The organism is Mycolicibacterium wolinskyi (assembly GCF_002101965.1).
GTDB classification, from domain to species: domain Bacteria; phylum Actinomycetota; class Actinomycetes; order Mycobacteriales; family Mycobacteriaceae; genus Mycobacterium; species Mycobacterium wolinskyi.
Genome location: NZ_LQQA01000023.1, coordinates 252,527 through 266,081, shown reverse-complemented (window position 1 = coordinate 266,081; position 13,555 = coordinate 252,527). Strand labels below are relative to the sequence as shown.

General features: G+C 66.2%; 15 protein-coding genes. 1 reads left to right on the top strand and 14 read right to left on the bottom strand.

Features of this window, described 5'->3' with window-relative positions:
- Positions 1–259 precede the first annotated feature (259 nt).
- Positions 260–1,513, bottom strand: coding sequence for a UDP-N-acetylglucosamine 1-carboxyvinyltransferase (gene murA / locus AWC31_RS21200; RefSeq protein ID WP_067858620.1), 1,254 nt, complete (start codon positions 1,511–1,513; stop codon positions 260–262).
- Between the two features lie 98 nt (positions 1,514–1,611).
- Between murA and AWC31_RS21195 the strand changes: the two genes are divergently transcribed.
- Positions 1,612–2,190, top strand: coding sequence for a cob(I)yrinic acid a,c-diamide adenosyltransferase (locus AWC31_RS21195; RefSeq protein WP_085145949.1), 579 nt, complete (start codon positions 1,612–1,614; stop codon positions 2,188–2,190).
- Here the strand turns inward: AWC31_RS21195 and AWC31_RS21190 are convergent.
- From AWC31_RS21190 to prmC, 13 genes are all read right to left on the bottom strand, one after another.
- Positions 2,184–2,630, bottom strand: coding sequence for a DUF2550 domain-containing protein (locus AWC31_RS21190; RefSeq protein ID WP_067858626.1), 447 nt, complete (start codon positions 2,628–2,630; stop codon positions 2,184–2,186). The two genes, AWC31_RS21195 and AWC31_RS21190, sit on opposite strands and share 7 nt — an antisense overlap.
- 6 nt (positions 2,631–2,636) lie before the next feature.
- Positions 2,637–3,002, bottom strand: a complete 366-nt coding sequence (locus AWC31_RS21185) for a F0F1 ATP synthase subunit epsilon (protein WP_085145948.1) — start codon at positions 3,000–3,002, stop codon at positions 2,637–2,639.
- Positions 3,003–3,041: 39 nt separating this feature from the next.
- Positions 3,042–4,469 carry a F0F1 ATP synthase subunit beta gene (atpD, locus tag AWC31_RS21180; protein ID WP_067858632.1) on the bottom strand — a complete coding sequence of 476 codons (1,428 nt, stop codon included), beginning with the start codon at positions 4,467–4,469 and terminating at the stop codon, positions 3,042–3,044.
- A 23-nt stretch (positions 4,470–4,492) separates the two neighbouring features.
- The gene (locus tag AWC31_RS21175) at positions 4,493–5,416 is read right to left on the bottom strand and encodes a F0F1 ATP synthase subunit gamma (RefSeq protein ID WP_067858635.1); all 924 of its coding nucleotides are present in this window, start codon (positions 5,414–5,416) and stop codon (positions 4,493–4,495) included.
- A gap of 7 nt (positions 5,417–5,423) precedes the next feature.
- Positions 5,424–7,073, bottom strand: a complete 1,650-nt coding sequence (gene atpA, locus AWC31_RS21170) for a F0F1 ATP synthase subunit alpha (protein WP_085145947.1) — start codon at positions 7,071–7,073, stop codon at positions 5,424–5,426.
- Between the two features lie 49 nt (positions 7,074–7,122).
- Positions 7,123–8,460: a F0F1 ATP synthase subunit B/delta gene (locus AWC31_RS21165; RefSeq protein WP_085145946.1), complete on the bottom strand. Its 1,338-nt coding sequence runs from the start codon at positions 8,458–8,460 to the stop codon at positions 7,123–7,125.
- Entirely contained in the window at positions 8,461–8,958 is a 498-nt protein-coding gene (locus AWC31_RS21160; RefSeq protein ID WP_085145945.1) for a F0F1 ATP synthase subunit B, read from the bottom strand.
- A gap of 9 nt (positions 8,959–8,967) precedes the next feature.
- Positions 8,968–9,228: a F0F1 ATP synthase subunit C gene (locus AWC31_RS21155; protein ID WP_036440957.1), complete on the bottom strand. Its 261-nt coding sequence runs from the start codon at positions 9,226–9,228 to the stop codon at positions 8,968–8,970.
- A gap of 88 nt (positions 9,229–9,316) precedes the next feature.
- Complete coding sequence (gene atpB / locus AWC31_RS21150; RefSeq protein ID WP_067858647.1) at positions 9,317–10,093, bottom strand: F0F1 ATP synthase subunit A; 777 nt, start codon at positions 10,091–10,093, stop codon at positions 9,317–9,319.
- A gap of 10 nt (positions 10,094–10,103) precedes the next feature.
- On the bottom strand, positions 10,104–10,550 hold the full coding sequence (locus AWC31_RS21145) for an ATP synthase subunit I (protein ID WP_085145944.1): 447 nt from the start codon (positions 10,548–10,550) through the stop codon (positions 10,104–10,106).
- Between the two features lie 270 nt (positions 10,551–10,820).
- Positions 10,821–12,014 carry a glycosyltransferase family 4 protein gene (locus AWC31_RS21135; RefSeq protein ID WP_067858653.1) on the bottom strand — a complete coding sequence of 398 codons (1,194 nt, stop codon included), beginning with the start codon at positions 12,012–12,014 and terminating at the stop codon, positions 10,821–10,823.
- Positions 12,015–12,024: 10 nt separating this feature from the next.
- Positions 12,025–12,690, bottom strand: a complete 666-nt coding sequence (locus AWC31_RS21130) for an L-threonylcarbamoyladenylate synthase (protein ID WP_085145942.1) — start codon at positions 12,688–12,690, stop codon at positions 12,025–12,027.
- Positions 12,691–12,694: 4 nt separating this feature from the next.
- On the bottom strand, positions 12,695–13,552 hold the full coding sequence (gene prmC, locus AWC31_RS21125) for a peptide chain release factor N(5)-glutamine methyltransferase (RefSeq protein WP_085145941.1): 858 nt from the start codon (positions 13,550–13,552) through the stop codon (positions 12,695–12,697).
- Positions 13,553–13,555: the final 3 nt, after the last annotated feature.

The following is a 13,555-nucleotide window of genomic DNA, read 5'->3' as shown; positions in this document are numbered from 1 at the left end:
CCTAAACGGGAAAAAGAACGTGGCCAAAAAACAACAAACAAAAACCACCAAACACACTATTGAGTTCTCAAACAACAGACCAGATTGTTACGGTTGCCCCTCTTCAGGGCAACCCTGCCAGCTTAAACTATCTTGGTTAGAGAGTCAAGCGGCTTTGTCTCCCCGCTGCCGGGGCAACTCGATTAGATTAGAACTTCTGTCCGCCGCGAGTCAAATCCCCTGGTCAGAGGCGTTTTACTCGAATCGGCTGCGACTCGACCTAGGTTACCCGCTCGATCTCGGCGCCCAAACTCACCAGGTTCTCCACGAACAGCGGGTAGCCCCGGTCGATGTGGAACACGTCGTGCACCTCGGTGTCGCCATCCGCGACCAACCCCGCGAGCACCAGGCCGGCGCCCGCGCGGATATCCGACGACCAGACCGGGGCACTCGACAGCTGAGGAATCCCGCGGACGACGGCATGATGGCCATCGGTTCTGGCGTCGGCACCAAGCCGGATCATCTCCTCGACGAACCGGAACCGAGCCTCGAACACGTTCTCGGTGATCATCGAAGTTCCATCCGCCACCGAAGCCAGGCCGATCGCCATCGGCTGCAGATCAGTGGGGAATCCCGGGAACGGGAGCGTCGCAACGTTCACGGCCTTCGGGCGCTCGTACTGCACAACGCGGAAACCGTCGTCGTTCTGGGTCACGGTGGCGCCGGCATCGTGCAGCTTGTGCAACACCAACTGCAGATGCTGCGGGTCGACACCGGTGACCGAGATGTCGCCGCGCGTCATCGCCGCGGCTATCCCCCACGTCGCGGCGACGATCCGGTCCCCGATGACCCGGTGCTCGGTCGGATACAGCCGGTCGACGCCGGTGATCGTCAGGGTGGACGTACCCGCACCGCTGACCTGTGCGCCCATCTGGTTGAGCATCGCGCACAGATCGACGACGTCGGGCTCTCGCGCCGCGTTGTGGATCGTCGTCACACCTTCGGCCAGAACGGCGGCCATCAGGATGTTCTCCGTGGCGCCGACCGACGGAAACTCCAGCTGGATCTCGGCACCACGCAGATGATCGGCTTCGGCGACCACGCAGCCGTGCTCGATATTGCAGGTGGCACCAAGCTGACGAAGGCCGGCCTGATGCATGTCCAACGGCCGGGAGCCGATCGCATCACCGCCCGGCAGCGCAACCTTGGCCTTCTTGCACCTGCCGACCAACGGGCCGAGCACACACACCGATGCCCGGAACTGGCGCACCGCGGCGAAGTCGGCGTCGTACTTCGGCTCATCCGGCGAGGTGATCCGAACCGTTTGGCCATCCAACTCGACCGTCGCCCCGAGTCCGCGCAGCACCTCGGCCATCAGCGGAACATCGAGAATGTCCGGGCAGTTGGTGATCGTGCTCGTGCCCTCGGCCAGCAGCGAGGCGGCCATCAGCTTCAGCACGCTGTTCTTCGCGCCTCCGACAGCAACTTCGCCCGATAACCGGTTGCCGCCGGTCACCACGAAACGCTCGCTCACGCGGCTAGTGTAGACAGCCCTCGGCCCAGATTCAGAACGCTTCCGTGATAACGCGCGAGCCCGAGATGGCCTGCCGCCGAGCCCGGTACGGTTCAGTCATGGCAGTTCATCTCACCCGCATATATACCCGCACCGGCGACGATGGGACGACCGGGCTGAGCGATTTCAGCCGCGTTTCGAAGAATGATGCGCGGCTGGCGGCCTATGCCGATTGTGATGAGGCCAACGCCGCGATCGGCGTTGCGATTGCCATGGGCAGCCCGAACCAGCAAATGTCAGCGGTATTGCGGCAGATCCAGAACGACCTGTTCGACGCCGGTGCCGATCTCTCCACCCCGGTTGTAGAGAATCCCGAGCACCCGCCGCTGCGGATCTCCCAGCCCTACATCGACCGGCTGGAGAAGTGGTGCGACGAGTTCAACGAGGGGCTGCCTGCGCTCAACTCGTTCGTCCTGCCGGGCGGCACCCCGCTGTCAGCGCTCCTACATGTCGCGCGAACAGTTGCGCGCCGGGCGGAACGGTCGGCGTGGGCCGCGATCGATCAGCATGGTGACTCGGTGAGCGTGTTGCCTGCCAAATATCTCAACCGGCTGTCGGATCTGCTGTTCATCCTGTCGCGGGCAGCGAACCCGGACGGCGATGTGCTTTGGAAGCCTGGCGGCGGCGCGGGTCAGTAGGATCGGCGGCGCGCCCGTGGTGACGGGCGTGATTCCAGCCAGGACGTGAACGCCGTCAACGCACCGCGATCGAGTGCGATCTCGTACCCCTGACGGCGTTCGGAGCCGGTGTCGCGCAATTCCAGGATGACGATCTGGTCGGTCATGATGTCGAATTCGTCGCCGCGCGGAGAGCGGCGGGAAACCACTTCCAACCCGCGTCGGCTGAGCCGGCGATCCGGCCACCACCGGATGCTGGAGAGCCGGTAGAAACCGGCTTCCCCACCGCGATACCGCATCACCCCGTGCCGCCAGCCGTGGCCACCGACCGCGGGGAAATCACGCAGGATCGCGGCGGTTCCGCCCACCTGACGCAATTTCCACAGCCGGTAGCACAGCGCGATGACCAGCAGTAGGAGCACACCGACGAGCGCGACCATGGCAATCATGGACGCGCTCATCGGCAATCAGTCGATCTGGCCTAGGGCGCGCAGGCGCGCCCGGCCCCATGCTGCAGTCCGCTCGTCGTCGGACTCCGAATCCTGCTTGGCCGAATCAGCGTCGATCTCGGCTTCGAACTGCGCGTTCTCCACCAGGATCCGGACGGTCTCCTCGGTCACCGACAGGAAGCCGCCGTCGACCGCGATACGTAGATCGTCCTCGCCCTCACGCTCGACGCGGACCATGGCGTCGTCGACCAGCTGCGCCACCAACGGGATATGGCGCGGCAGGATGCCGATCTCACCGGCGGTGGTCCGGGTGAAGACGAACGTGGCGGGGCCGGACCAGAGCTCACGCTCTACGGCAACGATCTCGACGTTCAAATCAGCCATGTCACACCACCTTTCGCACTCGAGTTTCTACAGCGCTCATCACAGCTTGGCGCCGAGGCTTTCAGCCTTCTTCGCCAGGTCGTCCAGACCACCGATCAGGAAGAACGCCTGCTCGGGCAAGTGGTCGAAGTCGCCCTTGGTGAGCTTGTCGAACGCCTCGATGGTCTCCTTGAGCGGCACCGTCGAGCCCGGCTGACCGGTGAACTGCTCGGCCGCCATCATGTTCTGGCTCAGGAAGCGCTCGATACGACGCGCACGCTGCACCAGCTGCTTGTCCTCTTCGGAGAGCTCGTCGATACCGAGGATCGCGATGATGTCCTGAAGATCCTTGTAGCGCTGCAGGATCCGGATGACTTCCTGGGCGACGCGGTAGTGCTCGTCGCCGACGACCGCGGGGTCGAGGATGGTCGAGGACGAGGCCAGCGGGTCCACCGCGGGGAAGATGCCCTTGGAGAACACCGCACGCGAAAGCTCGGTGGTGGCGTCCAGGTGGGCGAACGTGGTGGCCGGGGCCGGGTCGGTGTAGTCGTCGGCGGGCACGTAGACGGCCTGCATCGAGGTGATCGAGCGACCACGGGTCGAGGTGATGCGCTCCTGCAGCTCACCCATCTCGTCGGCCAGCGTCGGCTGGTAACCCACGGCCGAAGGCATGCGGCCCAGCAGGGTCGAGACCTCGGAACCGGCCTGGGTGAACCGGAAGATGTTGTCGATGAACAGCAGCACGTCCTGGCCCTGCTCGTCACGGAAGAACTCGGCCATGGTCAGGGCCGACAGGGCGACGCGCATACGGGTGCCTGGCGGCTCGTCCATCTGGCCGAACACCAGCGCGGTGTCCTTGAGCACGTTGGCGTCGGCGAGCTCGACCCACAGGTCGTTGCCCTCACGGGTGCGCTCCCCCACGCCGGCGAACACCGAGGTACCACCGAAGTTGCGGGCGATGCGGTTGATCATCTCCTGGATCAGAACCGTCTTGCCCACGCCGGCGCCACCGAACAGGGCGATCTTGCCGCCACGCACGTACGGGGTCAGCAGGTCGACGACCTTCAGACCGGTCTCCAGCATCTCGGTGCGGGGCTCCAGGTCCGAGAAGGCCGGCGGCTTGCGGTGGATCGACCAGTGCTCGAAGTCCTTGCCGTAGCCCGGATCGTCGAGGCAGTCGCCGAGGGCGTTGAACACGTGGCCCTTGACGCCGTCACCAACGGGGACGGAGATCGAGGCACCGGTGTCGCTGACCTCGACGCCGCGCACCAGGCCGTCGGTGGGCTGCATGGAGATGCAGCGCACCAGGTTGTCGCCGAGGTGCTGGGCGACCTCAAGGGTCAGGGTCTTGGCGAGCGCACCGAACGTGATGTCGGCATGCAGCGCGTTGAACAGGTCTGGCACAGCGCCACGCGGGAATTCGACGTCCACCACCGGGCCGGTGATGCGGACAACGCGACCCGCGGTCTTTTCTGCAGTAGCAGTCATTCTCTCTTCGCTTCCTACGGGGCTTACTTGGCGTCGGCGAGCGCGTTGGCGCCGCCGACGATTTCGCTGATTTCCTGGGTGATCTGTGCCTGACGCTCGCGGTTGGCCGCCAGCGTGAGCGCCTTGATCAGATCGTCGGCGTTGTCGGTGGCCGACTTCATCGCGCGCCGGCGTGAGGCCGACTCCGAAGCCGCGGCTTCCAGCAACGCTGCATAGACGCGCGTCGCGACGTAGCGCGGAAGCAGCGCGTCGAACAGCGTCTCTGGATCCGGCTCGAACGAATACAGCGTGTGGGGCCCGGTTTCGGCCTCGCCGACGTACTCGACCTCCATCGGCGCGATCCGCCGTGCCACCGCGGTCTGCGACAGCATCGAGCGGAACTCCGTGAACACGATGTGCAGTTCGTCGACACCGAGGATTCCGTCGGCTCCGGCGTCGTCGCCTTCGTCGTCGGCACCGGACATGAACGCGGTCACCAGGGTGTCAGCGATCGTCTTGGCGTCCTCGTACGTCGGCCGCTCGGAGAATCCGGTCCACGACTCGGTGACCGTGCGCTGCCGGAAGCTGAAGTAGCCCAGCGCTTTCCGGCCGACCACGTACAGCACCGGAGTCTTGCCCTCGTCACGCAGGAGCGAGAACAGTTCCTCGGTCCGCCGCAGCACGTTGGCGTTGTAGGCGCCGCACAGGCCGCGGTCCGACGACACCACCAGCACACCGGCCCGCTTGGGGGCTTCACGCTCGACGAGCAGCGGGTGGTCCAACGCGCTGGCACCCGCGAGCTCGGTGAGCATATTGGTGATCTCGGTGGCGTAGGGCCGGGCCGCCTCGACCCGGGCCTGCGCCTTGGCGATCCGCGACGTCGCGATCAGCTCCTGGGCCTTGGTGATCTTCTTGATCGACCCGGCTGAGCGGATGCGCCCGCGTAGTTCGCGCAGTGTGGCTGCCATCTGTTACCTAGGCCTTCTTGGGAGCAGGCTTGCGGACCTTGACCGATTCCTTCTCCAGGTCCTCGGGATTGAGCGCGTCGGCGTCAGCCTCGTTGACCACCACCGAGCTGCCGTCGGATGCGGAGAAGCCCTTCTTGAATTCGTTGATGACCGAAGCCAGCTTCTCCTCGACCTCCTCGGAGAGCTTCTTGGTCTCGCGAATCCCGTCGAGGATGTCGGAGTGGCTAGCCTTCACGTGCTCCAGCAGTTCCGCCTCGAAACGCGAGACGTCTTCGGCGGGAACCGAATCCAGGTGGCCCTTGGTGCCGAGGAAGATCGCCACGACCTGGTCCTCGACCGCCATCGGGCTGTACTGCGGCTGCTTGAGCAGCTCGACCAGGCGGACACCGCGGTCCAGCTGAGCCTTGGACGTCGCGTCCAGGTCGGAGGCGAACGCGGCGAAGGCCTCCAGCTCGCGGTACTGCGACAGATCCAGACGCAGCGAGCCGGCCACCTCCTTCATCGCCTTGATCTGCGCGGCGCCACCGACGCGGGACACCGAGACACCGACGTTGATGGCCGGCCGCACGCCCTGGTTGAACAGGTCGGACTCCAGGAAGCACTGGCCGTCGGTGATCGAGATGACGTTGGTCGGGATGAACGCCGAGATGTCGTTGGCCTTGGTCTCGATGATCGGCAGGCCGGTCATCGAACCGCCGCCGAGCTCGTCGGAGAGCTTCGCGCAACGCTCCAGCAGGCGCGAGTGCAGGTAGAACACGTCGCCGGGGAACGCCTCGCGGCCCGGCGGGCGGCGCAGCAGCAGCGAGATCGCGCGGTAGGCGTCGGCCTGCTTGGACAGGTCGTCGAACACGATCAGGACGTGCTTGCCGTCGTACATCCAGTGCTGGCCGATGGCCGAACCCGTGTAGGGCGCAAGCCACTTGAAGCCGGCCGCGTCGGAAGCGGGGGCGGCGACGATGGTGGTGTACTCCATCGCGCCACCCTCTTCCAGCGCGCGCTTGACGCTGGCGATCGTGGTGCCCTTCTGGCCGATCGCGACGTAGACGCAGCGCACCTGCTGCTTCGGGTCGCCGGTCTCCCAGTTCTTGCGCTGGTTGAGGATGGTGTCGACGCAGACGGCGGTCTTACCGGTCTTGCGGTCGCCGATGATCAGCTGGCGCTGGCCACGGCCGATCGGCGTCATGGCGTCGATGGCCTTGATACCGGTCTGCAGGGGCTCGCCGACGCCCTGGCGCTGAACCACCGTCGGTGCCTGCAGCTCGAGCTCGCGACGGGTGTCCGAGGCGATGTCGCCCTGGCCGTCGATCGGCTGGCCGAGCGGGTTGATGACGCGGCCGAGGAAGGCGTCGCCGACCGGCACGGACAGCACCTGCCCGGTGCGCTTGACCTGCTGGCCTTCTTCGATCTTCTCGAACTCACCCAGGATGACCGCGCCGACGCTGTGCTCGTCGAGGTTCATCGCAACGCCCAGGACACCGCCTGGGAACTCGAGCAGCTCCTGCGTCATGACCGAGGGCAGGCCCTCGACGTGGGCGATGCCGTCACCGGCGTCGACGACGGTGCCGATCTCTTCGCGCTCGGTGTCGGCGGAAAACGAGGATACGTAATCCTCGATGGCACCTTCGATATCAGCAGCCGAGATTGTCAACTCTGCCATGGTTTTTCGTCTTCCTACCTTGTTCTTAGGGTGGTTCGTGAGTTTCGGCTCAGTCCGGCAACCGGGTCTGAGCGGCGGCTAGTCGGGACGAGATGGAGCCGTCGATCACCTCGTCGCCGACGGTGATCGACAGACCACCGAGGACTTCTGGGTCGACGTGCAGCTGGACGGACACCGGGTGGCCGTAGATACGGCTGAGCACCTCGGTGAGGCGCGTGCGCTGGGCATCGCTCAGCTCGGCGGCGGCCGTCACATGGGCGACGACCTCACCGCGGCGTGCCACGGCGAGCTCGGCGAGGTCGATGACGGCCTCGTCGGCACGCTCGCCGCGCAGCAGTCGGACGGTCTGGGTCAACAGCGCCGCTGCGGTCCCGTTCACCCCGGAGCCACCGGTGAGCACCTTGTCCAGCAAGGCAACCCGACCGTCGGCCGGCGTCGTGTAGTCGCTCAGGAGAGCCGACAGTCGCGGCTCGGCGTCGAGGACGCGGCCGAACCGGAACAGCTGGTCCTCCACCTCGTCGACCTCACCCGCGGTCTCGGCCCGCTTGAGCAGAGCCAGACGCGCGGTGTGTTCGATGGCGTCGACCAGGTTGGACTCGGTCGACCAGCGCTGCGACACCGCGGTCCGCAGCACGTCCAGAGCGGGGGCGCCCACCTTGCCGTTCAGCAGGCGCTCGAGCAGCCGCACCTTGGGTGCGGCGTCGTCGGCCGGATCGGCCAGGTGCTTGTTGAGCACCGACTCGGACAGCAGCAGGTTGGCCACCGATGCCAATTCGTCGGCGAGCGTGGTCAGCCCGTTCGCGTCGAGGCCGCCCGCGATCTCGTCGAACTTGCCCACCAGGACAGCCAGCGACTCACGGCTGGCGGCACGGAGCCGGGACGTGGCGGCGGTATCGATCACCACCGTGGACGGAGCCATCTCCTCCAGCTCGGCCAGGAAGCGGTCAACCGTTGCCGCCTGCGCCTGCGGATCGGACACGTGCGCCCGCACCAGCTCGGCGGCCTTGGCCACCGACTCCTCGCCGAGACCCGAGCGCAGCTGACGGATGAGCTGCTGGCGCATCAGCTGAACCTGTTGTGCGCCTTGGGCCTTGATGCGCTCGGCTTCGGTACCGGCCTGTTCGGCCAGCTGCGCGGCAATGCGCTCGGAGTCTTGCTTGGCCTCGTCGGTGACCTTCTCCGACTCCGCCTTGGCATCCGCGAGCGCCTTGGCGTGCATCGCGTCGGCATCGGCGAGTTTCTTCGACGCCTCCGCACTTTCAGCGAGAGCGACGCGCACGGCTTCCTGCTGCTTCTGCATCAGGGACCGCACGGGCGGCACCACCCACTTCACGATGATGAATGCGATGACGGCGAAGCCGATCAGCTGTCCGATGAATATCGACATCTACTGCGTCCCACCTGATTTCACGTCGACGCCGAGGATGCGGCTGGCCAGGGTGGCCGACAGTCCATCCACGGACGATTCGAGGCCACCGCGCACCTGAGCGCTCTGCGCGGACAGTTGCTCATCGGCCTGGCGTACGGTCTCGGCTACCTCACCGCTCGCTTCGGCGCGCTTTTCGTCGACCACCTGACGACCCGACGCGCGGGCCTCGTCCCTGATGGACGACGCCTGCGCACGTGCGCCGGCCATGGCCTCGTCGTAATCGGCCTGTGCCGCGGCGACCTGCTCGGCCGACTTGCGGTTGTCCGCTGCCGTCTTGGCCAGCATCGCTTCCCGCTCCGCGAGCACCTTGCTGATCGGCGGCACAACCCATTTCGCGATCACGCCGAGCACGATCAGGAAGATGATCAGCACGGCGAAGAAGGTGCCGTTGGGGACCAGGAAGTTGCTCTGGCCCCCACCGCCTTCCTCCGCCGCGAGGATGGTTAGGTCACTCATACCGACGGACTACTGCAGGCCCGGCGTGGCGAAGACGAACAGCGCCATGAAGGCCAGGTTGATGAAGTACGCGGCCTCAACCAGACCAACGGTGATGAAGAACGGGGTGAACAGCCGGCCCTGGGCCTCGGGCTGCCGGGCGATGCCCGAGATCAGCGCGTTACCCGCAATGCCGTCACCGATACCAGCGCCGATGGCGCCGCCACCCATGATCAATCCACCGCCGATCAGAGCGCCGGCCGTGATGATGGCGTTTGGATCGAGTTCCATTCCTTTTATCCTCCTTGATAACTGGTGGCTGTGCCGCCAGAGGTTCGTGTGGTGCGGTTGTTGGGGTTAGTGATCTAGGTGGTCGTGCTCAGTGGTCTTCATGGTCCAGCTCCATCGACTGGCTGAAGTACAGGATCGTCAGCAGCGAGAAGATGAACGCCTGGATCAGGCCGACGAACAAGTCGAAGGTCTTCCAGATCGCGTTGGGTGCCCACTGGATGTACCAGGGGAACATCGCGATGAGCGCCACCAGGATGCCGCCGGCGAAGATGTTGCCGAAAAGACGGAGTGCCAACGAGATGGGCTTGGCCAGCTCCTCGACGATGTTGATCGGCGCGAGGAATGCGACGTGACCCTTGACCACCTTGAGCGGGTGGCCGATGATGCCCCGGCGCCAGACGCCCGCGGCGTGGTAGGCGACGAACACGAACAACGCGAGCGCCAGCACGAAGTTGATGTCGGAGGCCGGCGGCTTGTACAGCTCGCCCGCGGCGCCGTCCGATCCGCCGTACTGCAGCGGAAGCACCGCCAGCCAGTTGGAGATCAGGATGAACACGAAGATGGTGACCGCCAGGGGCAGCACGAACGGCGCGACCTTCATGCCGATGGCACTTTCGATCTGACCGCGCATCTGGATGGTCAGCGCTTCCCAGAACAGCTGGACACCGCCAGGCACCCCGGTCGAGGTGACCTTGGCGCGCAGGAAGAACGCCAACCCGATCACGATCACCGCGGTGATCGCGGTCGCGAGGATGGTGTCACCGTTGAACGTCATCCCGAACAGCTCGAACACCATGGTGTGGTGTCCGACATGGATGGCGGCACCGCCTTCTTCGGCGGCCAGCACGGTCGTCGTCTGAGTCATAGAGGTCAGCTCAACCCTTCGATTCCGAATCCAAGACGTCCAGGCCGTTCGTGCGGATCTTGCGCAGCACGGGGATGCTGGTGCTCATCACCAGCAGCGCCTGGAACACCGCCAGCCCGAACAGCACCGCGATGCCGCCCGAGGTTCTGAAGACAAACGCGATCGCGAGCGCGATCGCGGTGATGGCCAGCAACCGGGTCGCCGAGTTGACCGCCATCTTCTTCTTGAGAGGGTGCTCTTCAGCGGTGATCGACTCCACCGCGCGGCGCACCAGGAGGGCGTTGATCAGCCCGAGGGCCAGACCGGCCCCGAAGAAAAGTCCGAAGAAAATGTGTCCGGTGAACCCGGCCGCGAGAACTGCGACTCCGGTCAACGCAACGCAAACGATCAACAGGCGCAGCGGCCTGAAAGCCACCGACGGAAACACCAACGGCGCATCTTGCGCTGGTGTCGTCACTGCTTCACCTCAATCCCGCGGTCACGAGAACTACCACAATTCACTGGCAAAACCCTGTGCGTGCCCGACGAGCGTATCGAAGGGCGACGGGCGCGCTGGAATCACCCAAGGGGTAGCTCCCTTTTGTCGGTCGTTGATCGGCTCCGATCGGCTCTGAGAACCGATGGGCCGGGCCGGCAACCCGCGAGGTTTTTCGGGTTCTGCCAGCACCGTACCACATGGTAGGCACCCCTAAACGGGGCCTACTACTTTTTGTCGTATTGGCCGGTTTTACTGCTCCTCGGATGCCTCCGAGTCACGGCGCAACAACGGGATCAACGTGACGACGATCGCGACCAGAATGGCGGCCACCATCACCGCACCGGTGTGGCGCGGATCGAAGAAAATCGTGCTCGCCGCACCGAACGCGATGATGCCGACCCACAGGTAGATCAGCAGTACCGCACGCCGGTGCGAGTGCCCGATCTGCAGGAGCCGGTGATGCAGGTGCATCTTGTCGGGGCTGAGCGGGCTGCGCCCGGCCCGGGTTCGACGCACGATCGCGAGCAAGGTGTCGAGGGCCGGTACCAGCATCACCGCGACCACCAGCAGGAACGGCGACAACAGCGCGAACACATCACGCGCACCGTAGGCGTTCTGCGAGATCGGGCCTGCCGCCGTCGTCGACGCCGCCCCGAGCATCAGGCCGATCAGCATAGATCCGGAGTCGCCCATGAAGATCTTGGCCCGGTGGAAGTTGTGCGGCAGGAACCCCAGACACGCGCCGGCCAGCACGACCGAGATGACGGCAGGAGGGTAGAACAGGACGTCGCCGCCGTGGTCGCGGAGCAGCCCGACCGAGAACACGCAGATGGCCAGCGCCGTGATCAGCCCGAGGCCCGCTGCGAGCCCGTCGAGCCCGTCGACGAAGTTCATCGCGTTCACGATCGACACGGTCAGCGCCAGCGTCAGCAGGATCGACGACACCTGGTCGAGGACGATCGTGCCCACTCCCCCGATCGGGATGTAGAGCACGCTCCAGGCCACGCCCATCGTGACGAGCACGCTGGCAGCCGTGATCTGACCGGCGAACTTGGTCAACGCGTCCAGGCCCCAGCGGTCGTCGATCAACCCGATCGCCATGATCAGCCCGCCGGCGACCACGACCGCGGGCATACCGGTCGAATAGACGAAACCCCGCGTCAGCGCGGGCAGCTGGGAGGCCAGTAGCACGGCTGCGGCCACCCCGATGTACATGGCCAACCCGCCCATCCGCGGGATCGGGTGTACGTGTACATCGCGTTCGCGCGGATACGCGACGGCGCCGAGCCGGATGGCGAGCGCGCGCACCCAGCCGGTCGCGAAGTAGGTGATGATGGCGGCCGTCAGGCCCACGAGCGCGAGCTCGCGCAGCGGCACACCGGCTCCCCGGTCCGACAACGCGAGAACCCCGTCGGCCGTGATCACCGGTGCACCGTACTGCAGAAAGCTGAGATCATTCCGTCAATGGCGGGGCGAGTGTCGAGACTTCCACTTCGAGAACCCGCGCGATGTCCTCGGCGCTGATCGGACCGCTGCGCAGGATGCGGGGTTGTGCGCCGGTCAGGTCCACGATGGTCGACGCGGCCTGTTGTTCGGCAGGCCCGCCGTCGAGGTAGACCTCGACGAGATCGCCGAGCTGATCGCGCGCCTCGGCTGCGGTGACCGCGGCCGGTCGGCCGGAGATGTTGGCACTCGACACCGCCATCGGGCCGACCTCACGCAGGAGTTCGATCGCGACCGGGTGCAGTGGCATCCGCAGCATGACGCTGCCGTGGGCATCGCCGAGATCCCATTGCAGCGACGGCGCTTGCTGCACCACGAGGCTCAGCGCGCCGGGCCAGAACGCCCGGATCAGTTCACGAGCGGTCCGCGGCACCGAGTACACGAGCCCGTCGATGGTGGTCCAGGAGCCGACGAGAACACCGACCGGCATGTCGCGGCCTCGCCCCTTGGCCGACAGCAGCGCCCCGACCGCTTCCGGGTCGAACGCGTCGGCGCCGATGCCGTAGACGGTGTCGGTGGGCATCACGACGAGGCGGCCGCCTTTGACCGCGCTGACCGCCGAGGCGATACCGGTCTCCCGCGCGACGGGATCGGCACAGTCGAACAGCTCGCTCATACTGTCAGCTTCGTCCAATTCGGGCCGCCGTGACAAAGCGGGGTCGTCCCGCCAGGTCGCGGTGAGCCGTCACGTCGCCGAAACTGCCGTCGTCGGCGAATGCCGCGACGGTGCGGTGCGACGTGGTGTCGTCGTGCTCGACCGCGCATGCGCCGCCGTCGCGCAGCCAGCGCGCGGCAAGCCGCACGAGCGGTCCGATCACCGCCATGCCGTCCGGCCCGCCGAACAGCGCATGGGCCGGATCATGGTCGGCGACTTCCGGTTCGAGCTCGGCCCCGTCCGGAATGTACGGCGGATTCGACACCACCAGGTCAACCGCGCCGTCGAGTTCGGGCAACAGCCCGGGGGCCGTGACGTCGGCGGCAAGCACCTCGACCGTCGTCCCCGCGGTGTTGCGGCGCGCGTACTCCAGCGCGGCAGGCGAATCGTCGACGGCGATCACGCGCGCGTCGGGCCGATGCCGGGCCAGCGCAAGCGCCAGCGCCCCCGAGCCCGTGCACAGGTCGACGATCACGGCGCCGCGTGGAAGGTCATGCGCGTCAACCCATTTCACAGCCCATTCGAGCAGCGACTCGGTTTCCGGCCGCGGGATGAACACCCCGGGGCCCACCGCGAGGGTGAGCGGGCCGAACGCCGCGGTTCCGATCAGGTGCTGCAACGGCACGCGCCGAGACCGGGCGGCCACGAGGTCGCGGAATGCCTGCAGGACGTCCGGCCCGGGATCGTCGAGCAATATCAGACGGCCGCGGTCGGTGCCCGCGGCGTGCGCGGCGAGCAGTTCGGCGTCGATGCGCGGCGAACCGACGCCCGCCGCCTCGAGTGTCGCCGTCGCAGCCTCGATCGCTTGTCGCATGGAGGTCATACC